This is a genomic window from Flavobacterium sp. (assembly GCF_027484205.1).
Lineage (GTDB): Bacteria > Bacteroidota > Bacteroidia > Flavobacteriales > Flavobacteriaceae > Flavobacterium.
In genome coordinates this window covers 43,315-68,707 of sequence record NZ_JAIXUB010000030.1, presented here as the reverse complement: position 1 = coordinate 68,707, position 25,393 = coordinate 43,315, and the positions used below count along the sequence as shown (strand labels likewise).

The following is a 25,393-nucleotide window of genomic DNA, read 5'->3' as shown; positions in this document are numbered from 1 at the left end:
AACTTTTTAAACTTATAAACTACTAAACTCATAAACTTAAAAAATGATAACAAAAGAAGCACTACAATTTTTAGAGGATTTAATTGCAAACAACAACACTGAGTGGATGCATGCCAACAAAAAACGTTATGAAAGTTACAAAAAAGACTATCATAGTTTTATAGCATCAATTTTGTCTGAAATGAAACTTTTGGATCCAACATTAGAACCATTAGAAGTTAAAAATTGTACGTTTCGTATCAATCGTGATATTCGTTTTTCTAAAGATAAATCGCCATACAAAACCAATATGGGTGTTTGGTTTACACAAAATAAAAACCGAAAAAACAGTCCAGGATATTATATTCATTTTGAAAAAGGAAGTTGCTTCATCGCAGGTGGCGTTTGGTGTCCAGAACCAAATGAATTAAAATTAATTCGTAAGGAAATAGAATTTTTTCACGATGATTTAGAGGCTATTATTGCTGATAAAACATTTAAAAATGAGTTCAAAGAACTAACTAGAGATGAAAACAACACCTTGAAAAAAGCTCCAAAAGATTTTGATCCAAATCATCCAGCGATTGAATTTTTAAAACTAAAAAGTTTTACTGCTTCTCAAAAAATTGACGAAAAACTTTTTACAAAACCAGATTTTAGTAAAGTAGTATCTCAAAAATTAATAGCACTAAAACCGATGAACGACTTTTTGAGACGTGCTTTAGAAACCGAAGAATAGAAATCAATTAAAAATTAAAAATTATGAATTACTAATTTTTAATTTCAATTTTAGAATCGTAATTCGTAATTTCAAATTCGTAATTTTTCATGCAAATCCACAATAATTTCTCCTTAAAAAAATACAACACTTTTGGTATTGAAGCTAAAGCAAAACAATTTGTAGCCGTTCATAATCTTGACGAATTGCAATCGGTTTTAAAAAATCATGCTTCCGATAAAAAATTCATTCTTGGTGGCGGAAGCAATATGTTATTGACTCAAGATATTGATGCTTTGGTGATTCATGTTGATTTGAAAGGAAAAAAAATCATCAAAGAAGACGAAGATTGTGTTTGGGTTGAAAGTCAAGCAGGAGAAAATTGGCATGAATTTGTGCTTTGGACCATCAATCAAAATTTTGGTGGATTAGAAAATATGTCGTTGATTCCTGGTAATGTTGGTACAACTCCAGTTCAAAATATTGGTGCTTACGGAACTGAAATTAAAGATACATTTGTTTCGTGTGAAGCTATGAATATTCTATCACAAGAAATGAAATCCTTCACAAAAGAAGATTGCAATTTTGGCTACAGAGAAAGTATTTTCAAACAAGAAGCAAAAGATAAATTTGTGATAACTTCTGTGGTTTTCAAACTCACAAAACGCAATCACAGAATCAATACGTCGTATGGCGACATAACAAAAGAATTGGAAAAACATAACGTTACAACTCCAACCTTAAAAGACGTTTCTAATGCTGTGATTGCCATTCGTCAAAGTAAATTACCTGATCCAAAAGAGCTTGGAAATAGCGGAAGTTTCTTTAAAAATCCGATTATCCCAAAGGAATTATTTGAAAAAGTACAACAAAAATTTCCAGAAGTAAAATTCTTTGAAGTTTCACCAACTGAAGTTAAAGTTCCTGCTGGTTGGCTTATAGAACACGCTGGATTAAAAGGATATCGAAAAGACGATGCTGGAGTTCATAAAAATCAAGCACTTGTTTTAGTAAATTATGGAAACGCAACAGGTCAAGATATTTTAAACTTATCAAAATACGTTCAAAAAACTGTTTTCGATAAGTACGGAATTGCAATTGAGGCAGAAGTTAATGTAATTTAATTATGTTAATAGAAAAATTTAAACTAAAAGGTTGGAAGAAAAAAGAAACTGGAATTTTAATTTTTGAAAATGAAAATTGGATTTTAGCTAAACACATCCCTATAGATTATACTGTTGATGGTTATAAGATTTACAATAAGAAATTCATAAAAAAGAGAAAAGCCATTTCAAATGATGATAAACTTGTAATTGTTCTTAAGCTCAAAAAACTTAATTTAGAAAAACCAAAAGATTTAAAATTAGATTCAGCTTTTGATATTCTTAAATGGTCTGAAAACAAGTATGGTTTATTTGAATTCCAAGATGATTCAGAAAATGAATTATTTTATGGAAAAATGAATAAAATTATTGGGAATGAATTTATTATTGACATGATTCTTTCAAATGGGAAAATAGAAACTGAATATGATTTCAATTTTTTAATTTATGAAATAAGAGTCATAACATTCGAAACTGATTATTTTGAATCTATTAGATTATTAATGAATTATGAAGCTAATTAATGAATTTCATGAACAAGGCTTTCATGTTGTAAATAATATTTATAGTAAAGATGAAATTAATACAATTTCAAATTTTATCAACAACTTAGACACTTCAAATCCTATTTTTAGAAAAACAAATGATCTATTTGCAATTAGACAATTTGTAAAAGAATTTCCAGAAATCAAGAAATTACTTTTTAACGAAAGTCTAAAAGAAATAATAGAAAGTATTGGTGGTAAAGACTATTTTATTATAAAATCAATATTTTTCGATAAACCAGAAAAATCGAATTGGTTTGTTTCCTATCATCAAGATTTAACCATATCAGTTGATAAAAAAATTGAAGATGAAAATTTTTCAAACTGGACCACAAAGCACAATCAATTTTCAGTTCAACCTTCTAAAGAAATATTGGAGAACATATTCACAATACGAATTCATTTGGACGACACAAACGAGAAAAATGGTGCTTTAAAAGTTTTAAAAAAATCTCACCTAAAATCAATTTGTAGAATCGATTCAATAGAATTTGAAAAAGAAATAGAAGTTTTTTGTAATGTAAATTCAGGCGGAATAATGTTAATGAAACCGTTACTGTTTTATGCTTCAAATAAAACTACAAATGAAAAAAATAGACGTGTCATCCATATAGAATTTTCAAATAAAAAGTTACCCAAAAATCTACAATGGTCAGAATTTTCCCAGATTGAAAATTTCACAAAACATAATTCGTAATTCAAAATTGAATTTCATACTTTTGCAATCGTTTTTAAACAAAACAAAAAAGCCATTATGTTACTAACTTTACTTTGTTTATTCATTGCTGTTGTAGTTGTTCAGTTCCTATATTATGTAGTGTTTTTTGGTAAATTTTCTTTTGCTAAACCACAAGTTTCTACACCAAAAAGAGTTCCAATTTCTGTAATAGTTTGTGCCAAAAACGAAGAAGAAAATGTAAAAAATTTCATTCCCTTATTGGCAGAACAAAATTATCAAGATTATGAAATTGTTCTTATCGACGATGCTTCCAGCGATGAAACTTTAGAGGTTTTTGAAGCATTTGAAAAACAATATTCTAATATCAAATTAGTAAAAGTAGAAAATAATGAAGCCTTTTGGGGAAACAAAAAATTTGCGCTAACACTAGGAATAAAAGCTGCTAAAAACGAATACCTACTTTTCACAGATGCTGATTGTTACCCAAAATCAAACGATTGGATTAAAGAAATGTCAGCCCAATTTACCCAACAAAAAACTATTGTTTTAGGTTATGGCGCTTACGAAAAAATTAAAAATTCGTTTCTGAATAAAATCATCCGTTTTGAAACCTTATTAACAGCAACACAATATTTTTCTTGGGCAAAATTAGGAAAACCATATATGGGAGTTGGTCGAAATATGGCATATAAACGTGAGGAGTTTTTCAAAGTTCGCGGCTTTATAGATCACATGAAAATTCGTTCAGGCGATGATGATTTGTTCATCAATCAAGCAGCAAATGCAAAAAATACAGCCATTTGCTACACACCAGAAAGTTTTACTTTCTCAAAACCTAAAACCACTTTTTCAGCTTGGTTTACACAAAAAAGAAGACACGTTGCCACAGCTCAACATTACAAAGCATCAGACAGAACACAATTGGCTATTTTTTATGCATCCCAATTATTGTTCATAATTTTACCTATAATCCTTTTAGCATTTCAATTTCAATGGATTATTGTACTAAGTTTGATTGGTTTCCGTTATCTATTTGCGTGGATATCACTTGGATTTGCAGCTGGAAAACTCAAAGAAAAAGACGTAATGTATTGGTTTCCAATTATTGAAATCATTTTGATATTCACACAACTCAACGTATTCATTACTAATACATTTTCAAAACCCGTTCAGTGGAAATAAATCCGTACATAGAAAAAGCTAAAAAAGGCGATCAAGTTGCCTTCACTTACCTACTCGACCACTACTGGAACGAGGTGTATGGTTTTATGCTAAAACGTACTGAAAATGAAACCGATGCCGAAGATATTACCATAGAAACATTCTCAAAAGCATTTGACAAATTAACTACTTACAATCCTGAATTTCAGTTTAATACATGGTTAATTGCCATTGCAAAAAACGTTCACATTGATTTACTTCGCAAAAAAAAATCTACTTTATTTGTAGAAATCACCGACGAAGAAGACCAACAAGCTTACAATGTTGCTGATAGTTCTCCAACTGCTGAAGACGAGTTGATTACTGAACAAAACTTATCGCAACTTTTACAATTCATAAAAGAATTAAAACCTCATTATCAAGAAGTTATCCAACTTAGATACTTTCAAGAAATGAGTTATCAAGAAATTGCCGAACAACTAGAAGAACCTTTGAGCAACGTCAAAATCAAATTGCTACGCGCTAAAAAACTTCTGGCAGAAATCATTCAAACAAAACGATAATTGTCATCCTGTCACGAAACTTCGGGAGTCGAAAGAAGGAACGAATCACAAGTAAATTCTTGGTTTCCATTTTCCTGCTCTCGTCAGTCGCTTTGACTTGTTATCACAAGACAAGAGCTCCAACAATGACGAGATCAGGGTTAGGTAGTATTTGTATTGAATAGAGTTTCAAATTCACAAAAACACACTATTAACTTCAATATTCAAACAATAATTTACACTTAATAAAATTTTCTTACAAAAATCACACAATATTGGAATAATGTTTGCGTTATTAAAAGTAAAAACAGATTACAATAATTTTACAAAGTTTTTGAAATCTGAAATTTAATATCTGAAATCCAAAAACTAAAAGCTTATGTAACATCGATACTTAACAATTAAAACTATAAATTATGTCAAACTTAAGTATCTTTGAAAAAAAGTGGTTAGACCTTGTATTTGAAGGTAAAAACCAAGAGTATGGTGCGTATAAATTACGTCAAGACAGCACCAAAACAACCATTCTAGCATTCTTCTCAGGAACTCTATTTATTGGTTTTGTATCAGGAATTGGTATGTTATTTAGTTCTTTTGGAGCTAAACAAGTTGAATGCCCTATTCCGCCTATTATTGATACAATAATTAAAGTAGATAATTATTCTGAACCAATTGTTGACGAACCAAAACCAATTGAGCCAATTTCAAATAATTCAGCTCCAGTTGAAAAAGTTCCAAATAATCAAAACTATGTTGCTTCGGAAACGCATGAGGCAACAGAAGATATTCCAACAAATAAAGAACTTCCAAAAGATAATCAACCAACAGGAAATGAAGGTGGAACAGGTACAAATCCATTTCCAACCAATACAGGAAGTCAAGGTTCCGGAATTGTTGACTCACCAGAACCTTCAAAAGATCCTGTTATGACAGCAGTTTTAGATGTACAACCAGATTTTCCTGGAGGAATTAATAAATTTAGAAAACAAGTAGGTGAAAAATTTGAAGTTCCAGAAATCAATGAAGAAAAAGTAGTAACAGTTCTTTTATCATTTGTAATTGAAAAAGACGGAACAATGACGGATATAAAAGTCTTAAAAAATCCTGGTTATGGTCTAGAGAAAGAAGCAATTAGAGTTTTAAAATCTATAAAAACAAAATGGGTTGCAGGAATTTTAAATGGTCAACCTGTAAGAACTCAATATTCATTACCTATAAAAGTTCAAATGAATTAAAAAGTAAAATTGACTTGCCATAAGTTAATAAATGTGCCTGTCTTATTTTCATAATAAGGCAGGTTTTTTTTAATCATTTCATCGAAATTCTTGATTCTAAAATTTAATTTTCTATTTCAACTTTAACTATCTTTGCAATTCAAAAAAATGAATATGGAAACGGCTACTGAAAACAATCTTCCTATTGGAAAACCGAAATGGCTAAAAGTAAAATTGCCTATTGGTCAAAAATATACTGAACTTCGTGGATTAGTTGACAAGTATAAATTGAATACTATCTGTACTTCAGGAAGTTGCCCTAATATGGGTGAATGTTGGGGTGAAGGAACAGCTACTTTTATGATTCTTGGTAATATTTGTACACGTTCCTGCGGATTTTGTGGCGTAAAAACCGGTCGTCCAGAAAATGTTGATTGGGACGAACCAGAAAAAGTGGCGCGTTCAATAAAAATAATGAACATCAAACATGCTGTGATTACTAGCGTTGATAGAGATGACTTGAAAGATATGGGATCAATCATTTGGTTAGAAACTGTTCAAGCCATCCGCAGGATGAATCCTAATACAACTTTAGAAACTTTAATTCCAGATTTTCAAGGAAATACTAGAAATATTGATAGAATTATTGAAGCGAATCCAGAAGTGGTTTCTCACAACATGGAAACCGTTCGTCGATTAACCAGAGAAGTTCGAATTCAGGCAAAATATGACAAAAGCTTAGAAGTTTTAAGATATTTGAAAGAAAAAGGAATTCGTAGAACTAAATCGGGAATCATGTTAGGTTTGGGCGAAACAGAAGCAGAGGTTATTGAAACTATGCAAGACATTCGCAACCAAAATGTTGACATTATAACAATTGGACAATATTTACAACCAAGTAAAAAGCACTTACCTGTAAAAGAATTCATTACACCAGAACAATTTGAAAAATACGAAAAAATTGGTAAAGAAATGGGATTTCTTCATGTAGAAAGTGGCGCTTTAGTTCGTTCTTCTTATCACGCAGAAAAGCATATTTTATAAAATGTCAAAAGATTTAGCTAACCAACAAACGGCAATCAATGCAACCTATTTTAGTTTAATAGGAAATGCTTCATTAGCTGTAATTAAAGGATTAGCAGGTTTTTTCGGTAATTCTTATGCATTAATTGCTGATGCAATTGAATCAACTACCGATATTTTTTCTTCATTTTTAGTACTTTTCGGAATCAAATATTCTAACAGACCTGCTGATGAAAACCATCCTTATGGTCATGGACGTGCAGAACCATTAATTACCTTCATTGTTGTTGGTTTTTTAATAACTTCTGCAACAATCATAGCATACGAAAGTGTTTTGAATATTGGCACACCACACGAATTGCCAAAATCATGGACTTTAATTGTATTAGGATTAATAATAGTTTGGAAAGAAATATCTTTTCAAAAAGTGATGAAAAAAAGTATTGAAACAAATAGTTCCTCACTTAAAGCAGATGCTTGGCATCATAGAAGCGACGCAATAACATCTGTAGCCGCTTTTATTGGAATTTCAATTGCACTTTTTTTAGGAAAAGGTTACGAATCGGCTGACGATTGGGCTGCACTTTTTGCTTCAGGTTTTATTTTATACAACAGCTATTTAATTTTTAGACCTGCTTTAGGTGAAATAATGGATGAGCATTTATATGATGATTTAGTTGAAGAAATAAGAAAAGTTTCGCACCAAGTTGAAGGTGTAATTGACACTGAAAAGTGCTTTATAAGAAAAGCTGGAATGAAATACCATGTTGATCTTCATGCTATTGTAGATTCTACTATTAGTGTAAAAGAAGGTCATGATATTTCACATCGTTTAAAAGACACTTTACGTGAAGAAATTCAGCAACTTGGTCACGTTTTGATACACATAGAACCCAATGAGTAAAACAAAAATTGCTATAAATGGTTTTGGAAGAATTGGAAGAAATCTTTTTAGATTACTTATCAATCACCCATCAATTGAAGTCGTTGCCATAAACGATATTACAGATAATAGAACCATGGCACACTTAATAAAATATGATAGCATTCATGGAGTTTTACCTTATCTAGTTTCGTTTGATGAAAACGCTATAATTGTTGATGGAAAATCGTATCCATTTTATCATGAGAAAGAAATTTCAAATTTGAATTGGAATGGAATTGATATTATAATTGAATCTACTGGAAAATATAAAACCTTTGAAGAAATCAATTCTCACATCATTTCTGGTGCAAAAAAAGTAATTCTTTCAGCACCTTCAGAAGTTCCTGAAATAAAAACTGTTGTTCTTGGTGTTAACGAAAACATCCTTGATGGAAGCGAAAAAATTGTTTCCAACGCAAGCTGTACTACAAATAATGCAGCGCCAATGATGAAAGTGATTAATGACTTATGTGGAATTGAGCAAGCATACATAACAACTGTTCACTCTTATACAACTGATCAAAGCCTACACGATCAACCACATAAAGATTTACGCAGAGCTCGTGGAGCAAGCCAATCAATTGTGCCAACAACAACTGGTGCAGCTAAAGCACTAACCAAAATATTTCCTGAAATGGTAGGAAAAATTGGCGGTTGTGGCATAAGAGTTCCTGTTCCAGATGGTTCATTAACTGATATAACTTTTAATGTAAAAAGAGCTGTAACAATTGATGAAATAAACAAAGCATTTTTAAAAGCTTCTGAAACAAATTTAAAAGGAATTTTAGACTACACTGAAGATTCCATTGTTTCTGTGGACATAATTGGTAATCGAAATTCGTGTTTATTTGACGCACAACTAACTTCTGTAATTGATAAAATGGTTAAAGTTGTTGGTTGGTATGACAATGAAATTGGTTATTCATCGAGAATAATTGATTTAATAATGTTAATTCAAAAATAATTTCTTTATTTTAGTCATCAAAATCAATTAAATTTTAGGTATGAGGCAACTTTTACTGATTATTTTTCTATTGCCAATGTTACTCTATTCTCAAAAAAATAGTGTAACAAAAATTGACAGTGTTAATTATTATATTGATTTAGTCAAGTTTAATAAAAGTAATAATAATTATAGAAATTGTCTCGATTACTCCCAAAAAGCTTTGGATTTTGCAAAAAAATCTAAAATCCAAAAAGCTATTGCTGATAGTTATTCAAATATAGGAAGCGTTTTTTTAGACCTTAAAAAATATGATGATGCTATTGATGTTTTCGTAAAAAGTGTTGCAATTTATTCTACTTTACCATCTACTTCTCAACAAGCAATAACACATTATAATTTAGGCGTTTGCTATATTAAAAAAAATAATTTTGAAAGTGCTGAAAATAATTTTGATACTGCTAATGCAATTTACAAAAAACTAAATATTTCAAGTGCTGACGAAATGATTAAGCTTCAAAAAGCTATTATTTTTAAAGAAAAAAAACGTATCGATTTAGCTATTCCGCTGTTTGAATCAATAATCAATAAAAAAGATCCTAATGATACCTATAAAACAAAAGCCGAAGCATTGTATCATATAGGTAAAATTGAATATTCTAAGAAAAGATACAATCTTGCAACTAACTACTTTAACCGAGCTTTAGTTAGCAATAAAGATGACTTAGAGCAAAGATCTAAAATTATTTTAGCTTTAAGTAATGTCTATGAAAGAATTGCTAATATTGAGAAATCGCACTATTTATTAAAACAATATCTTCAGTTAAAAGACAGTTTAACTCTCATAAATAATAGAAAAATTGGTGTTGAAGATTTTGCATCATTCAAAGAATCAGAAAAGTTAAAGTTAATTGAGCAAATTGACAAAGAAAATAAAAGCCAACAAAAAGCTAATACTTTCGCAAAATTAATTAGCATTTTAGCCATTGCTTTGATTTCTATTCTATCGCTATTAAGTTTATCATTATATAAAAATAATATACTTAGAACTCAATCGAACATACTTTTAAAAGAAAAAAATATTGAATTAGAAACAGCTAAAGAAAATGCTGAAAAAGCTTCGAAAGCTAGAGCGGAATTTCTATCAACGGTAAGTCATGAATTGCGAACTCCATTGAACGCAATAAACGGTATTACCCATTTATTGATTGAAGAAAATCCAAAAGACAGCCAAATTAATTACTTAAATTCCCTAAAATTTTCCGGAAATTATCTTCTGCATTTCATTAATGATATATTAGAAATTAATAGAATTGAGTCGGAAAATGTACCAATAGAAAAGATCAATTGCAATTTAAAATCTTTACTTATTAGTATTCAAAATTCATTTAGAGAAATTTCTCAAGAAAATAATAATACTTTTATTTTAGACATAGATTCTTCAATTCCTGAAAATCTAATTTGTGATCCAACTAAGTTATCCCAAATCTTTTTAAATTTAGTAAACAACTCTCTAAAATTTACAAAGAATGGATATGTTAAATTAACTGCTAAACTTGAAAATGTTGAAGATAGAAATTTGTTAATTTCATTTAAAGTTGCCGATAACGGAATTGGAATTCCAGAGGATAAACAAGATACCATTTTTGATAGTTTTTCTCAAGGTTCAATTGAAATTAATAGAAAATATGGCGGAACTGGTCTTGGTTTAGCAATTGTTAAAAGATTAATTGAATTACTTGGTGGTTCAATTTATTTGAATAGTAAAGTTGGACTAGGAACAACTTTTTCATTTAATTTACCTTTTGAAGTAGGTGAAACTATAGTTGTTACAAAAAAAGAAAATACATTTGATGAAAAAGCAATAGTTAATAAAAAAATTCTTTTGGTTGAAGATAATAAAATCAACCAAATGATAACAAAAAAAATGTTAGAAAACAAAGGTATGATTTGTCAAATAGTTGATAATGGCGAAGAATCTGTATCGATTTTAAAACTTGAAAATGATTTTGACTTAATACTTATGGATGTTCATTTACCTGGAATCAATGGAACCATTGCTACGCAACAAATTAGAGAATTTAATATCACAACACCAATCATTGCTTTGACAGCTATCTCATTAAATGAAAACAGAGAAATGCTATTGTCTTATGGTATGAATGATGTAATTACAAAACCTTTCGAACCTGAAAAATTTTATGAAGTTATAGCTGATAATTTAGCATAAAAAACGCTAATTAAAGCGTCTTTTTTTTAATATCTTTTTATCAATTCTCTAATTAATAATCGAACACTTGGTTCTGCTTTTTGAGCTGCTTTTAAAACCTCTTCATGATTTACTTCCTCAATATTTTCTTCATCGCCCATATCTGTAATTACTGAAAGCCCAAACGTTTCTAAATCCATATGTCTTGCAACGATTACTTCTGGAACTGTTGACATTCCAACGCAATCTGCTCCAATATTTTTTACCATTTTATATTCTGCTAATGTTTCAAATGTTGGTCCTTGCAATCCCATATATACTCCATCGTGAACTTCAATATTTGATTCTTTAGCTATTTCCTTTGCCTTAGTAATCATCTTTAAACTATAAGGTTCACTCATATTTACAAATCTTGGACCAAAACGTTCATCGTTTTTACCTCTTAATGGATGTTCTGGCATCATATTAATATGATCCTTGATTAATACAATTGAACCGACTTTATAGTTTGGATTTACACCACCAGAGGCATTTGAAACAATCAATTTAGTAATTCCTAAATATCGCATTACTCTCACGGGAAAAGTAACCTGTTTCATGTCATAACCTTCATAAAAATGAAAACGTCCTTGCATTGCCATCACTTTTTTTTCTCCAATAGTTCCAAAAACTAATGCTCCTTTATGACCTTGCACAGTTGAAACAGGAAAATTAGGAATTTCAGAATAAGGCAATGTAAATTCAATTTGAATATCATCTGTAAAACTTCCTAATCCTGATCCTAAAATCACACCATATTCTGGTTTAAAACCTGTTTTATCTTTTATATAATTAACTGTTTCTTGAACTTGTTCCCACATAATTATGATTATTTAAACTGAAATAGAGTACAAAAATAGTGATAAATAATCTCGAATAACATCATGAATTCAATTTAAAATCTAACTAAATAATGCATAAAAAAACCGCCTCATTTAAAACGAGACGGTTATGATATTTAAAAGTAAATATTATTATTCTTTAACAACTTTTATAGTTTTAACATCATTACCTGAAGTTATTTTAACTAAATAAGTTCCTATAGGAAGGTTAGACATATCAACTTGAACTTGATTAGTATCCATTGTTTCTGTTTTAACCTCTTGACCTAAAATATTTATTACTTGAACTTTGTTGATGTTTTGTGAATATGATAAATTCAATACATCTTTCACTGGGTTTGGATAGAATGTAAAGTTTGAAGAATCAAACGATCCATTTCCTAATGATGCATCATAAGCAGAAACTTGGAAAGTTCCAACTGCATCATTACCATATTCCCATACATTAACATACAATACTTCACCCGGAGTTCTACCTGTTAATGAAATTTTTGAGAAATTACCACTAGTAGAAGAATCATCATCACATTGAACTAAAGTTAAACTTGCACATGCTCCACTATACACAGCTAAACCTGTATCTGTAATTGGACTTGTTCCATTAGGGTTAGTTTCAACTGTAATATTACCAGAAGCAGGAACTACAACAGAATACCAAACATCACCACCTTGGAAAAATGCACAACCTGGTGTTGGAGGATTTGAATTAGTTGCAGCACTATTTGAAACTACTAAAGGATTAGTAGCAAAAGTACCACCAGCAGTTAAAGCAATTGCTCCAGCACAATTATCATTTGCAGGAGGACAAGAATATGTAAATGTACCTAAAGACACATTACAAACTGAATCTGAACCATGAAGTAATGTCAATACAACTGAAGTTCCATTAGCATAAGGACCAACATTTACAACACCAGTTGCAGTTACAGGTATAGTCGTAGTTCCATCAGAAATTGATGGTGAACCACTTCCTAAAGAAGTTACATCTACAGCAACTGAAAATTGAGAACTAGCACAGTTTGGAGTTATAGTAGAAGAAGCAACTGCTGCAGGAGTACAACCAGCAACAATAATATTAACTGAAAAATCTAATGTTACACCATAAGCACCAGAATAACATGTATTTGGTGGAACTTGACCAAAGTCAGAAGTACCAATTCTCATTTTATGAACACCTAAAGCAGCTGTAGCAGGCATTACAAATGATGCATTTAAAGTTGTTGGATTAGCATTTGTTGATGCAATTCCTGTTTGAACTAATTCACCAGCATCATTGAAATCAAAATCATTATTAAAATCTATCCAAATGTTTGTATCATAAGTATATCCTGTTGCAAATGTAATTTGAACATTATTACTAACACCTTGACTCATAGTAACTGTTGTAGCAGAATGATCAAAATAAACAACGTCAGTAGTTGGGAAATTTGTAGTACCAAGTTGAACGTTTGTTATACCATTTCCATCATTAGATGAAGGAACTGAAGTACAGTAACAACCTGTTGCTGAAGTAGTAAATGATTGCTCAGCACATGCTACAGCATCTCCATTATTGTTATATGGTACAACTTTATAATAATATGTAGTATTTATTGAACCTGTAAAAGAATAGTTTAATGCAGTTAAAACTTGAGAATTTAAAATATCAGTTCCGCCTGGAGTTGTTCCAATACTTAATTTATAACCATCTGAACCTGAAGTAGCACTCCATGATAAAACTGTTGGGAAGTTTCCACAACTAGCATTTATTGTTGCAACAACATTACTAGCACATGCAGGAACTGTTGTTGGAATTGTTTGAACAATAAAATTATCAATAAAGAAATCATAATCAGTAGTATCAGCAGCAGATCCAGCATTTGCATAATATGCAAATTTAACCGCGTTAGATGTAACTGCTGGAATATCATAAATTTCAGTTGCAACAGTATTTCCTGGAGTATTTGAACTATCATAAGTTTCAAGTGGAGCCCATGTTACTCCTCCATCTGTTGACATTAAAAATTGTACAACATCATCTGAACCCATAACCCCTGGAGTTTCAATTGGATTAGTATTAAAATAGTCAGTTGTTCCAACATTATATTTAACTTGATATCCACCAGCTGATAAATCAAAAATTGGAGAAACTAACCATCCTTTCGGGAATGTGCTGTATAAATTAATTCTTGCAGCAGTGTTACCAGTTCCATTCATCATGTTTGTTGGAACCCAACTTCCAGAGTTATCAGTTCCTGTTGGACCTGTTGCTAAATCACCATCACTAAATCTTTTCCAACAATTAGGTTGAACTGCAAATGTAAATGTTGAAAAATCTTCTAAATAATAAGGAACATATGAAGCACAAGGCGTAGTAAATGTTGAAGTTAATGTCCAAACACTTTTAGATGATGTTGAACAAACAGATCTTACCCAAATGTAATATTGAGTTACAGGAGTTAAAGAAGTTAATCCAACTGTAGTAATTCCTGCTCCTACTGAACCTGTAGCAACTGTAGCTGCAGTAGGAACTGTATTTGAAGTTGATAAATAATATTCATAACCATTAGCTGGTGCTGTACTTGGTGCATTCCATTCAACAGTTGTAGTTGTAGCTAAAACATTAGTTGTTACAACATTTGATGGTTCTGTACAAGTAGGAATTGGCTCCCATCTTACATCATCAATATAAATTGTAGATGTTTCAGCTGGTGATGCAATATTTCTAAAAACAAGTCTTTGAACACCTACAGGCAATGCACCTGGAGTTAAAATAAATTGAGTTGCTGCTGCAACACCGCCTGTTGGCATAACAAATTCGTCAAGATATTGAAAAGTACCAACATCATTCGGATCTGTTAAATATCCTAAATAAAGAGTTCTATCTGCTGTTGTAGCATAAGCTGAAAATCTTAATCTATGTGTATTAGCTTGTAAATTTGAAATTAAAGGCATGCTTGCATAAGTTTCAATTGGTGTATCACCATTTGCAAACATGTACATTCTATTTGGAGCACTCATTGGAATTCCACTTCCATTTTGCAAATAAACATTTGCAGCACTTCCACCTTTTGCCCAACAAATTGGTAATGCTCCACCAAAAGAAGCTGTTGTTGTATCAAAATTTTCATAAAACTCAGTTACTGAAGCACAAACCGTTGGGAATGAGAATGGAGTTGACCATAAACTGTCTTCAGTTGAACATTTTGCTCTTACATAAAACTGATAATTAGTTCCTGAATTTAAACCAGACAATGTATAATTAGTTGCAGAAACATTTGTAATTAAAGTACCTGTACCAAGTGTAAATCCTTGAATACCATATTCTATATCCCACAAAGTTTCAGTTCCAACTGGTGTCCATGTTACATTTGCACCTGATGTTGTAATTGAATTTGCTCCCAGTGTAATAGGCGCTGGACAATCAGCTAAAAATTGAACTGTAGTTGTATGACAAGTACTTGTTTGACCACATGTAGCATTATCACTTACGTGAAGACGGATTGCAGAAGCTGTAATTGCATTAACAACTAAAGGTGATGGTCCATGAGCGATTGAAACGTTATTAACATCAGTAATTGACACATATCTATGAGGACCAGTGGTGTCAAAACCTAATTGAGCTGTAAAAATGTAGTTTTCACCAACAACAAGACCCGTAACATTGTTATACTCAGATGAGTAGGCACAAGTTGTAATAATTTGGGGTGTTCCAGAATTATTGGAAACAACACTACCAAATTGATTGGGATTCACACATTGCCCATAGGACAATACAGATAAAAACAAGGTAAAGAGTGCCATGATTTTTTTATCCGATAAAAGTTTAGTAATTTTTTTCATCATATAAATAGTTATTTGTTGCGGTAAATTTAAACAATGATTTTTGTTTTACCAAATCATTAACATATTAACTAATAAAAAACTAAACAAAAGTTAAAACAATTAACAAATTGTAGAAATATAGTTATGCAACAAACTATTAAACGCAGAGTCATTTGAAGTAAAATTACTTTTAATAGGCAGGTAATAAAGATTTTTAATGTTCATATCTTTCAATCTAACATAATCTTTTTCTGTGGTTATAATAACTTTATCCTTTGATTTTACTTTAATTTCATTAACATCATTAATTGAAAAATGATGATGATCTGGATAAATTAACTTTAAATCATTTTCAGATTTTATAAAATCAAAAAAAGGTTCTGGTTTTGCAATTCCTGCTACTAATAATTTATCTTTTAACTTTATTTCACTGACATTTATTGAATCATTTTCACCGTAAACTTTATCATCATAATCAATAAAACTAAAAAATATAGAAATATTCAAATTAATACTTTGTCTGATTTTTTCTTTTGTTATTTCAGATAAATCTTTTGGGCATTTTGTAATGATAATTACATTTGCTCTTTTAGCACCATTTCTACTCTCACGAAGATTTCCTGTTGGGAGCATAAAATCTTCATAATACAAATCATCAAAAGAAGTAAGTAAAATATAAAATCCAGCCTTAACTTTTCTGTGTTGAAAGGCATCATCTAACAAAATAATTTGAGGTTTATCTTCTGAACTTAATAATTGCTCAATACCATTTTTTCTATCAGCATCTACAGCTACTTTTACATTTGAAAATTTTTGATGCATTTGAAATGGTTCATCACCAAGAATTTCTGCATTTGATTTTTCATCAGCTAAAACAAACCCTTTTGACTTCCTTTTGTAACCACGACTTAAAGTTGCAATCTTATAATTTGGCGAAAGCAAACGAATTAAATATTCAATTTGAGGTGTTTTTCCTGTTCCGCCAACACTTAAATTTCCAACAGCAATTATAGGAATATCAAATGAATACGATTTTAAAAATCCTTTATCATAAAGAAAATTTCTTATAGAAGTTATCCATCCGTATAAAATAGAAAAAGGAAAAAGTAAATACCTTAAAATAATCATAGCACGAAAGTATAATTTTTTATCTTTGGATTGAAATTAATTTTAAAAAATGAGATTTGATTTTAAATTATTAATCGCTTTTATATTTTGCTTTCAGATAGGTTTTTCGCAAGAAAATCATAATACTTCCATTCTAAAAGTTATTTTATCGAAGTATTATGCTAACGAAAAAGTAATTGTCAAAAACAGATTACAGTTTCTTAGTTTCTACTGCAATAAAGCTCCTAATAATGAAGAAGTTTTAGAAGCAATTTCAAAAAATGATTTATTGAAAAAAAATGCTTCTGAAATAAAGAAACAAATTAATGATAAATCAGAAGAAAATTGGTTAGCAGAATACAATACCATTTTTGCAACCGAAAATGCCCATTTAAAAAGCAAAGTCAATAATTGCTTATCATTAGAAGAGTTTCAAAAAGTTTCAACAAAAAACAATGTAAACTACCAACGCTTAATGATTGTTGGAAAACCAATGTATTTTGCTCAAAAATATTGTCTCATAAAAGTAGCTTTTTATAGAAATATAGAACATAATAGTAGCCGATTCTTATTATTTGAAAACATAAATGGAGTGTGGACAATAGTAGAGACAATTAATGAATGGGAAACTTAATTTTAGATTTTGACACAAAATGAAAATAAAAGAAATACTTACCATACTTGAAGAAATGGCTCCTTTAGCTTATGCTGAAGATTTTGACAATGTAGGTTTATTAGTTGGAAATCAAAACGATGAAGCTACAGGAATTTTAGTTTGTCATGATGCATTAGAAAATGTGATTGATGAGGCAATAGCTAAGAAATGTAATTTGGTTGTTTGCTTCCATCCTATTCTTTTTAGTGGTTTAAAAAAAATTACTGGTAAAAATTATGTAGAACGTTCGGTTTTAAAAGCAATAAAAAATGATATTGCTATTTATGCTGTTCACACTGCCTTAGATAACCATCAAAATGGTGTCAACAAAATTTTCTGTGATGCTTTAGGATTAAAAAACACTAAAATTTTAGTTCCTAAACAAAATTTCATTCAAAAATTGGTAACTTACACTGTTCCTGAAAATGTAGAAAAAGTTCGAAATGCTTTATTTAATGCTGGTGCGGGAAAAATAGGCAACTATGAAGATTGTAGTTTCAACTCACAAGGAATTGGAACTTACATGGGAAATGAAAACAGCAATCCTGAAATTGGAGAACGATTTGAATTTGTTGAAGCACAAGAAATTAAAATCGAAGTTACTTTTGAAAAACATTTGCAAAGCAAAATACTGAAAGCTCTTTTTTCTAATCATGTTTATGAAGAAGTTGCCTATGAAATTTATGATTTACAAAATTCACATCAAAATATTGGATTAGGAATGATAGGAGAACTTGAAAATCCAATGTCCGAAACTGACTTTTTAAAATTTGTAAAAAATACAATGCAATGTGGTGGAATTCGTCATTCGGAACTGCTTGGAAAACAAGTTCAGAAGGTTGCAGTTCTTGGTGGTTCAGGAAGTTTTGCGATAAAAAACGCAATTCAAGCCAATGTTGATGTTTTTTTAACATCTGATTTGAAATATCACAACTTTTATGAAGCTGAAAATCAGATAGTTTTAGCCGATATTGGTCACTTTGAAAGCGAAAGATATACAAAAAATTATATTGTTGATTTTCTTAAAGAAAAAATTACTAATTTTGCAATCGTTTTATCAGAAGAAAATACAAATCCAGTTAAGTACTTATAAAATATGGCTACTACAAAAGAATTGAGCGTTGAGGAAAAATTAAGAGCGCTTTACGATTTACAAATAATCGATACTAGAATTGACGAAATCAGAAATGTTAGAGGTGAATTGCCTTTAGAAGTGGAAGATCTTGAAGATGAAGTAGCAGGTTTGACTACTCGTTTAGAAAAACTTCAAAACGACTTAGTAACTATTGAAGATAATATCAAAGCTAAAAAGAATGCTATTGAGAATCATCAAGCAGCAATCAAAAAATATACTGAACAACAAAAAGATGTTCGTAATAACAGAGAATTCAACGCTTTAACTAAAGAAGTTGAATTTCAAGAATTAGAAATTCAATTAGCTGAAAAGCAAATTAAAGAATTGAAAGCTTCTATTGAACACAAAAAAGAAGTTGTTTCAAATTCTAAAGAAAAATTAGAGCAAAAAACAACTCACTTAAAGCATAAAAAATCGGAGTTGAATGATATCATGGCTGAAACTCAAAAAGAAGAATCTTTCTTAACAGAAAAATCAGCTGAATATGAAGGACAAATTGAAGAAAGATTACTTGCCGCTTACAAAAGAATTCGTTCAAGTGTAAGAAATGGATTAGCAGTTGTTTCAATTGAGCGTGGTGCTTCAGCAGGATCATTTTTTACAATTCCTCCACAAACACAAGTTGAAATTGCTTCAAGAAAAAAAATCATCACTGATGAACATTCAGGAAGAATTTTAGTTGATGCTTCATTAGCAGATGAAGAAAAAGAAAAAATGGAAAAAATATTTGCAAAAATGTAATATCTCAAATCCCGATTTAATGTCGGGATTTTTTTTTATGAAATCGCCACTAAAAACTTATTTGTTGAAAACAAAATCCATTGATAAAAAGGTGATACCATATGTGATCACTAAAAAATATTATCAACACATATGAAAAAAGTATTTCAATTTCTTATTGTAAAAAGCGTTGGATGTTATATTAACTTACTTAGCTACATTGCTCCAAAAAAAGCATTTGCACTTGCTTACAAACTTTTCAGCGAACCTCGAAAAGGTAAAATCAAACCTAATGCTGTTCCTAAAACATTACAAAAAGCGGAACAAGAAACACATATTCACAACCAACATCAGTTTCAAACTTATAAATGGAATGGAAATGAAGATGTAATTCTTTTAATTCATGGATGGGAAAGTAATGCTTCGCGATGGAAAAAACTTTTAAATCATCTTAAAAAAACTGGTAAAACTATCATTGCAATTGATGGTCCAGCTCATGGCATGAGTAGTGGAAAAGAGTTTAATGTTCCTACTTATGCCGAATATATAGATAAAATTGTCCAAAAATACAATCCTAAAATTGTAATTGGACATTCTATTGGTGGAAATGCAATTGCTTATTTTCAAGCACATTACAACCATAATTTTGAAAAAATTGTTTTACTTGGTGCACCTTCAGATTTTAAAGTAATTTTAGATAATTATATTAAAATGCTAAGTTTAAATAAACGTGTTCATCAATCCTTAATTGATTATACAAAACAACGATTTAAGGTAACAATTGAAGATTTTTCGGCTGCTAAATTCATGAAAGATTCTAAAATTTCTGGATTAATTGCGCATGATGTTCATGATACTGTAGTACTTTTTGAAGAAGGAAAAAAGATTTCAAATGCATGGAAAGCAGCTGAATTTGTAGAAACTAAAGGACTTGGGCACAGCATGCATGATGCCTATTTATACCAAACTATTGTAGATTTTATTCAGTGATGATTCAATGGCAATTTCAATATCAATAGCAACTTCAATGGCAATGGCAATTTCAATGGCAATTTCAATATCAATGGTAATGTGAAAAATGATATCTAAAACTGCAAACTGAAAAAATAATCTATCTTTGCATAATGGAAGAAAATCTAACTCGTATTAACAAGTTTTTATCGGAAACCGGATTTTGCTCTCGACGTGAAGCAGACAAATTGATTGATCAAGGAAGAGTCACAATTAATGGTGTAGTTCCTGAAATGGGAACTAAAATTTCACCTTCTGATGAAGTGCGTGTTGATGGAAAATTGGTTAGAGAAAATACTCAAAAACGAGTTTATTTAGCGTTCAACAAACCTCCAGGAATTGAATGCACAACTAATCTTGAAGTGAGAGATAATATTGTAGATTATATCAATTATCACGAGCGAATTTTTCCAATTGGACGATTAGATAAAGCCAGTGAAGGGTTGATATTTATGACCAATGATGGCGATATTGTAAACAAAATTTTAAGAGCAAGAAACAATCACGAAAAAGAATATATCGTTACGGTAAACCGACCAATTACAGATAGATTTATTGATAGAATGGCAAACGGAATTCCTATTTTAGAAACCGTTACCAGAAAATGTAAAGTAGAACAAGTTAGTAAATATGTTTTCAGAATTGTTCTTACTCAAGGATTGAACCGCCAAATTCGTAGAATGTGCGAATATCTTGACTATGAAGTTACGGCTTTAAAAAGAACTCGAATTATTAATATTTCTTTAGATGTTCCAATAGGAATATACAGAGAATTGACTGATGCCGAAATAAAACAACTCAACGAACTGATTGAACCTTCAAGCAAAACGGAAGAAGCTAGTTTACCAAAAGTAACTCCAAGAAGTTTTACTCCAAGAAAAGATTTTAGAAGAAAATAGAATAACACTGACTAATTTTACAATTAATCAGTGTTAAGTAATAATTTATTTTCTATCAAGATAATTGATCAGTTTTTTGTACAGTTTAATTAAACTAAAAACAACTATAACAAATACTGTTATCATCATTAATTGCCATATCAATAAACCAAAATCTAAATCATTAAGAATCTTTTCCATTTTTATTCTCTAAATTTTTTAATTTAATTTCATAATATTTACTTTTTACTTGAAAATATTTTTTAAAAATCAAATAAAAATTAATTAAAAAGTAAAGTAATAAAATAAGAAAAATTGTTGGAATCAAATAACCTATAATTTTTAATGTTTCTTTCATGATAATTTAATTTAAGTAACAGTAAACAATAAATTTCGCTAGCTGTTTTCTATTTATTGATTATTTAAGCAGCACAAACATTCATAAGAAAAAACAATGCTGATTTTAACCAGCATTGTTTAAAATTAAGGAATGACTTAAGAATTCCAATCTAAATATTTACTAATTTTTCTATAGAGCTTAATAATGTAGTATATTATTACAACTATAAAAACTAAATTCAAAATTTGCCATAATGAGTTTAAAATATAATCTGCATTCCAAACTGTTTCTGTTTCATAGACTTTATTTTCCATATTTTTAATATTTAAATTATTTCTTTTTTAAAAATTTTAAACAAACTTTCAAAAAACTTAAAACAATAATTATAAAAATAATATACATCAATGTTCTTATAACTTCACTAGTGGTAAAAAGGAAAAAATACTTCATAATTATTTTTTTTAATCAAAAAATTGACTTTTATAATTTCTACTTCTTTTAAAGCAAAAAGCGATTTATTTAGGTAATTTAAAATGGCTTAAAAAACTAATGATAGACAATGAGATTGATAATATTGATAAATATAAAAGTAAAGATTGATTACTGATATTTGTTATTGAATCAATAATAAATAACATTAAAAAAGCTGTAAAAATAAAAGCCAATATTATGCAAACTTTCATAAATAATTTAGTTAAGAATGCTAAATATGAAATAATTAAACCAAACACAATTATATAAATAGAATTAATATTCAACCAAAAATTTCCTAAATTTAGATTAAGAACTTTATAATCTGATATCAATGTAATAACTAATAAAATTGATATTATTGTTGGAATTAAAAATTTAAATGTTTTCATAAATTTACTTTAGTGAAACTCTTTGATATTTATTATATCATTTTTATTATAATCAAAAATAATTTCTTTAAATACAGGATATCCATTAGTATAGTAACCAAAGTGTTTACTTATATTCTTTTTATCATAAAAAATTTTTACCAAAAAAGAGCCATCATTATCTAAGGAATCACAGTTTATTAATTTTTCTTTGAAAATAGAATTAGGTTTAATTCCATAAAAAATTATTGGGTTACATTTTTTGTTTCCAAAAATTTTTACGCTATCAATAACAACCTCTGAATTGTTTATGAATTTAATTTCATTCTTTGAATTGCTACAACTAAATGCAAAAAAAAGTATTGTTAATAAAGTTATTTTTTTCATAATCTTATTCACTTTTTAGAATATTCATTTGAACTTCTTTTAAGATTATCTTTTTATTTTTTATTTCAGATTGATCAATTAAATAGATCTTTTTTCTAGTTAAATGACGAAATGACTCTCTATATCCATTAACAATAAAAAAATTAATATCGATTATATTCTCTTTATTTTTTCTCAAAAATGATTTTTTTACAATTTTAATATCAGATTTTTCATCTTTTTCGTAATGTTCTACATCAATATAATCTGAATAGAAGAATTTAATAGAGTTGTGTAAATCAGTTCTAACAGTATAAATCTGTATAAAATTTGGATTTACTGTTTTTCTGTTATTTACCTTTTCGGTACAACTTTCTAGTTTACTTTGTTTAAAATAGATGTAAACAGTTTCTTTTTCATTAATTTTCGTTAAATCGGTTGTGTACAGACTATTTTTTCAATTTTGAAAAAAAATTAGATTGGATATTAGAAATAATATTATTGAAGCATTTTTTTTTTCATAATATAAAATTTAATTACAATCTTTTAAAAAAAATATTAATACACTTCATCACGTTTTTGAAAACTAAAAAAATAACAGTTAAACTCAACAAAAAATATAAAAAAAATGGAACTGAAAAATACCAATAACGCAAATAATCCATTTTAAAAGAATGTAATAAAAAAGAATATTGTGTAATAAAACATAATAAAGTTATAAATTTATTTTTTTTGAAAATTAAAATTAATGAGAAACAAATTGATATTGCTAAAAATATTTCGATTGTTATTGGATAATCATCATTAAAACTTTGTAAACTTCCTAATCCATCTAATAATAATGCTAATATGCCAAAAAAATTAACAATAGAAATTTTATCACCAGGAAAAACGATTAGAAGAAAACACAACAATGTTAAAACTTTAAATTTATTTACATTTTCCATATCAATCACAATTATTTGAAGGTGAGTTTCCGCCAGTTGTATTTCTAGTTGTACCAGTAGGTAAAGGCATAGCTCTTAAAATTTGTCCTAAAGTTCCCGGAGTTTGTCCCTGCCATAATGGATTTGTTGATTCAGCATCAGGAATACTGATTCCTGTAGATTCAAAAATAATTATACCTATATCAGTACAATTCATACTTCCCAAATTATATGATGGATTAGATTCTGCAATACCAATAACACCATTAACAATTTCAGACATTTGTATAGAATTTATTGTGGTAGTAATACTTACATCAAATGCAGTATTTTGATTGCTTTTAAATACTCCAGGTACATTAACAAAATCTCCAGGGTTGATAGTTAAACTATTGGGTGAAAGCGACATTGGACCGCTAACAGGATAAAATCCAAATGATTTTACTTTAGTTCCTTGTTTAATAGTTATAAAAGTGTGTCCTACACCACCTGAAGAAGTATATAAATTATGAGCACCTGCTTTAGGTTGATCAGCTGAAATGGTTATCGAACCACCTTGGGTTAAGTCGATACAATCTAAAAAATCTGCCATATCTGTTATACTTTCACCAACAGGCGTTGGCAATGTTAAACCATCTATTGTTCCGTCTGCCATAAAATCTAGAACATTTATTAAATCTTCTATATTGTCTTCAGTATAATTTGCAATAACGTAATCTATCCATTCTTCCACATAATCTTGACTCTCCTCAGAAAAATCATTTTCATTCAAATATTCAATAACACTATCAGCTGTTGAGTTATCATTTTGAGATAAATTGTTTAAATCAATTTCTGGATATAAAAAATCATGTTGCTCGTCAGTTAATGAGTTCATGAAGTTCTTAATTTGAGTTTGCTCTAAAGAAGCTGTGGGAGTTGCAACAATATAATTTATGTTTGAATAGCTTCCTCCACCAGAGGTTTGAAATCCTCCACCATTTCCACTAGTATCTCCAATTGGAAAACTTCCAATTCCTCCATTTCCTGTATTAAAATTTGGAATATAACCAGATCCGCCTCCACCGCTAAGTGAACCAGGACACGGAACTTGTTGCCATGTTTCATCATCCCATCCTGTTGCTTGACTTGTTACAGTAACAGTTTCCCAACAAGTACCATCTTCTAATTGTGCAAATTTGCTTAATGTGCTTATTTCTGTGTCATCACTAACATCTACATAACCACCATTAGAAATGATTTCTTTTTCTAAAGCGGTAAGTGTATATTTGATTGTGTATGCTTTAAAAGGTTCGTTATTTTTAGATTTAATAACTAGGTTTTCAAGTTTTACATTTTCTCTTGTTCTATAAATTGGAAAAGTGTATTGTCTGTAATTGCTATTTTCAACGACAACAATTTTTTCTGTATCAATGTAAAAGTCAAATTCTTTATTATACATGATTTTTTGTTGTGCATCTCCACTTTTTGCTTGCCTATTTTGTATTTGTTCCTCTTTAATTTGATCTAGAGCAGATTTTGCATTTTTGTCAATATTGAATTCGTCAAAATTAATTTGATATTTTTTGAAATTTTCTGAACTCGATAGAACTTGCTCTTGGGTTTCACAACCTAAAAAAAATAATGAGATAAAGATAAATAGGGCTTTTAATAAATAACTAAACTTGATTTTCATGTGTGTTAAAAT

Annotated in this window: 22 protein-coding genes; 16 read left to right on the top strand and 6 right to left on the bottom strand. The window is 29.4% G+C overall.

Translation table 11 applies throughout. From position 1 onward, the window contains the following. Positions 1–43: 43 nt before the first annotated feature. From Q0049_RS16370 to Q0049_RS16320, 11 genes are all read left to right on the top strand, one after another. The gene (locus Q0049_RS16370) at positions 44–718 is read left to right on the top strand and encodes a DUF2461 domain-containing protein (RefSeq protein WP_298122232.1); all 675 of its coding nucleotides are present in this window, start codon (positions 44–46) and stop codon (positions 716–718) included. Positions 719–807: 89 nt separating this feature from the next. Beyond that, positions 808–1,821, top strand: a complete 1,014-nt coding sequence (murB, locus tag Q0049_RS16365) for a UDP-N-acetylmuramate dehydrogenase (protein WP_298122229.1) — start codon at positions 808–810, stop codon at positions 1,819–1,821. 2 nt (positions 1,822–1,823) lie between these two features. Next, on the top strand, positions 1,824–2,324 hold the full coding sequence (locus tag Q0049_RS16360; RefSeq protein ID WP_298122226.1) for a hypothetical protein: 501 nt from the start codon (positions 1,824–1,826) through the stop codon (positions 2,322–2,324). Further along, positions 2,311–3,042, top strand: a complete 732-nt coding sequence (locus Q0049_RS16355) for a phytanoyl-CoA dioxygenase family protein (protein WP_298122223.1) — start codon at positions 2,311–2,313, stop codon at positions 3,040–3,042. The genes Q0049_RS16360 and Q0049_RS16355 overlap by 14 nt, the downstream gene beginning before the upstream one ends. A 57-nt stretch (positions 3,043–3,099) precedes the next feature. Next, complete coding sequence (locus tag Q0049_RS16350; RefSeq protein WP_298122220.1) at positions 3,100–4,206, top strand: glycosyltransferase; 1,107 nt, start codon at positions 3,100–3,102, stop codon at positions 4,204–4,206. Continuing rightward, entirely contained in the window at positions 4,197–4,748 is a 552-nt protein-coding gene (locus Q0049_RS16345; protein ID WP_298122216.1) for a sigma-70 family RNA polymerase sigma factor, read from the top strand. The genes Q0049_RS16350 and Q0049_RS16345 overlap by 10 nt, the downstream gene beginning before the upstream one ends. 395 nt (positions 4,749–5,143) lie before the next feature. Further along, a complete protein-coding gene (locus Q0049_RS16340) occupies positions 5,144–5,962 on the top strand; it encodes an energy transducer TonB (protein ID WP_298122213.1) in 819 nt (272 codons plus the stop codon). Between the two features lie 153 nt (positions 5,963–6,115). Beyond that, on the top strand, positions 6,116–6,985 hold the full coding sequence (gene lipA / locus Q0049_RS16335) for a lipoyl synthase (protein WP_298122210.1): 870 nt from the start codon (positions 6,116–6,118) through the stop codon (positions 6,983–6,985). Position 6,986: 1 nt separating this feature from the next. After that, complete coding sequence (locus Q0049_RS16330) at positions 6,987–7,868, top strand: cation diffusion facilitator family transporter (protein ID WP_298122207.1); 882 nt, start codon at positions 6,987–6,989, stop codon at positions 7,866–7,868. After that, entirely contained in the window at positions 7,861–8,853 is a 993-nt protein-coding gene (gene gap / locus Q0049_RS16325) for a type I glyceraldehyde-3-phosphate dehydrogenase (RefSeq protein ID WP_298122205.1), read from the top strand. The genes Q0049_RS16330 and gap overlap by 8 nt, the downstream gene beginning before the upstream one ends. Before the next feature lie 40 nt (positions 8,854–8,893). Further along, a complete protein-coding gene (locus Q0049_RS16320; protein ID WP_298122203.1) occupies positions 8,894–11,062 on the top strand; it encodes an ATP-binding protein in 2,169 nt (722 codons plus the stop codon). Positions 11,063–11,088: 26 nt separating this feature from the next. Here the strand turns inward: Q0049_RS16320 and Q0049_RS16315 are convergent, their stop codons facing one another. The 3 genes from Q0049_RS16315 to lpxK form a co-directional block, all read right to left on the bottom strand. Next, positions 11,089–11,901 (bottom strand): purine-nucleoside phosphorylase, encoded by an 813-nt coding sequence (locus Q0049_RS16315; RefSeq protein ID WP_298122201.1) that lies wholly within the window; start codon positions 11,899–11,901, stop codon positions 11,089–11,091. Positions 11,902–12,054: 153 nt separating this feature from the next. Next, on the bottom strand, positions 12,055–15,747 hold the full coding sequence (locus Q0049_RS16310; RefSeq protein WP_298122198.1) for a T9SS type A sorting domain-containing protein: 3,693 nt from the start codon (positions 15,745–15,747) through the stop codon (positions 12,055–12,057). A 99-nt stretch (positions 15,748–15,846) separates the two neighbouring features. Further along, positions 15,847–16,854, bottom strand: coding sequence for a tetraacyldisaccharide 4'-kinase (gene lpxK / locus Q0049_RS16305; protein ID WP_298122196.1), 1,008 nt, complete (start codon positions 16,852–16,854; stop codon positions 15,847–15,849). A 49-nt stretch (positions 16,855–16,903) separates the two neighbouring features. Here lpxK and Q0049_RS16300 point away from each other — a divergent pair, with 49 nt between their 5' ends. The 5 genes from Q0049_RS16300 (at position 16,904) to rluF (ending at position 21,253) form a co-directional block, all read left to right on the top strand. Then, positions 16,904–17,467 carry a hypothetical protein gene (locus tag Q0049_RS16300; RefSeq protein WP_298122194.1) on the top strand — a complete coding sequence of 188 codons (564 nt, stop codon included), beginning with the start codon at positions 16,904–16,906 and terminating at the stop codon, positions 17,465–17,467. A gap of 19 nt (positions 17,468–17,486) precedes the next feature. Beyond that, positions 17,487–18,581 (top strand): Nif3-like dinuclear metal center hexameric protein, encoded by a 1,095-nt coding sequence (locus Q0049_RS16295; protein ID WP_298122191.1) that lies wholly within the window; start codon positions 17,487–17,489, stop codon positions 18,579–18,581. A 3-nt stretch (positions 18,582–18,584) separates the two neighbouring features. Beyond that, positions 18,585–19,364 (top strand): C4-type zinc ribbon domain-containing protein, encoded by a 780-nt coding sequence (locus Q0049_RS16290; protein ID WP_298122188.1) that lies wholly within the window; start codon positions 18,585–18,587, stop codon positions 19,362–19,364. A 132-nt stretch (positions 19,365–19,496) separates the two neighbouring features. After that, positions 19,497–20,333 carry an alpha/beta fold hydrolase gene (locus Q0049_RS16285; RefSeq protein WP_298122185.1) on the top strand — a complete coding sequence of 279 codons (837 nt, stop codon included), beginning with the start codon at positions 19,497–19,499 and terminating at the stop codon, positions 20,331–20,333. Positions 20,334–20,467: 134 nt separating this feature from the next. Beyond that, the gene (rluF, locus tag Q0049_RS16280) at positions 20,468–21,253 is read left to right on the top strand and encodes a 23S rRNA pseudouridine(2604) synthase RluF (protein WP_298122181.1); all 786 of its coding nucleotides are present in this window, start codon (positions 20,468–20,470) and stop codon (positions 21,251–21,253) included. Between the two features lie 474 nt (positions 21,254–21,727). On the opposite strand, the gene Q0049_RS16275 is transcribed toward rluF, so the two are convergent. The 3 genes from Q0049_RS16275 to Q0049_RS16265 form a co-directional block, all read right to left on the bottom strand. Continuing rightward, positions 21,728–21,886 (bottom strand): hypothetical protein, encoded by a 159-nt coding sequence (locus Q0049_RS16275; RefSeq protein ID WP_298122178.1) that lies wholly within the window; start codon positions 21,884–21,886, stop codon positions 21,728–21,730. Between the two features lie 558 nt (positions 21,887–22,444). Further along, a complete protein-coding gene (locus tag Q0049_RS16270; protein WP_298122175.1) occupies positions 22,445–22,801 on the bottom strand; it encodes a hypothetical protein in 357 nt (118 codons plus the stop codon). 927 nt (positions 22,802–23,728) lie between these two features. Then, positions 23,729–25,381 carry a hypothetical protein gene (locus Q0049_RS16265; protein WP_298122172.1) on the bottom strand — a complete coding sequence of 551 codons (1,653 nt, stop codon included), beginning with the start codon at positions 25,379–25,381 and terminating at the stop codon, positions 23,729–23,731. Positions 25,382–25,393: the final 12 nt, after the last annotated feature.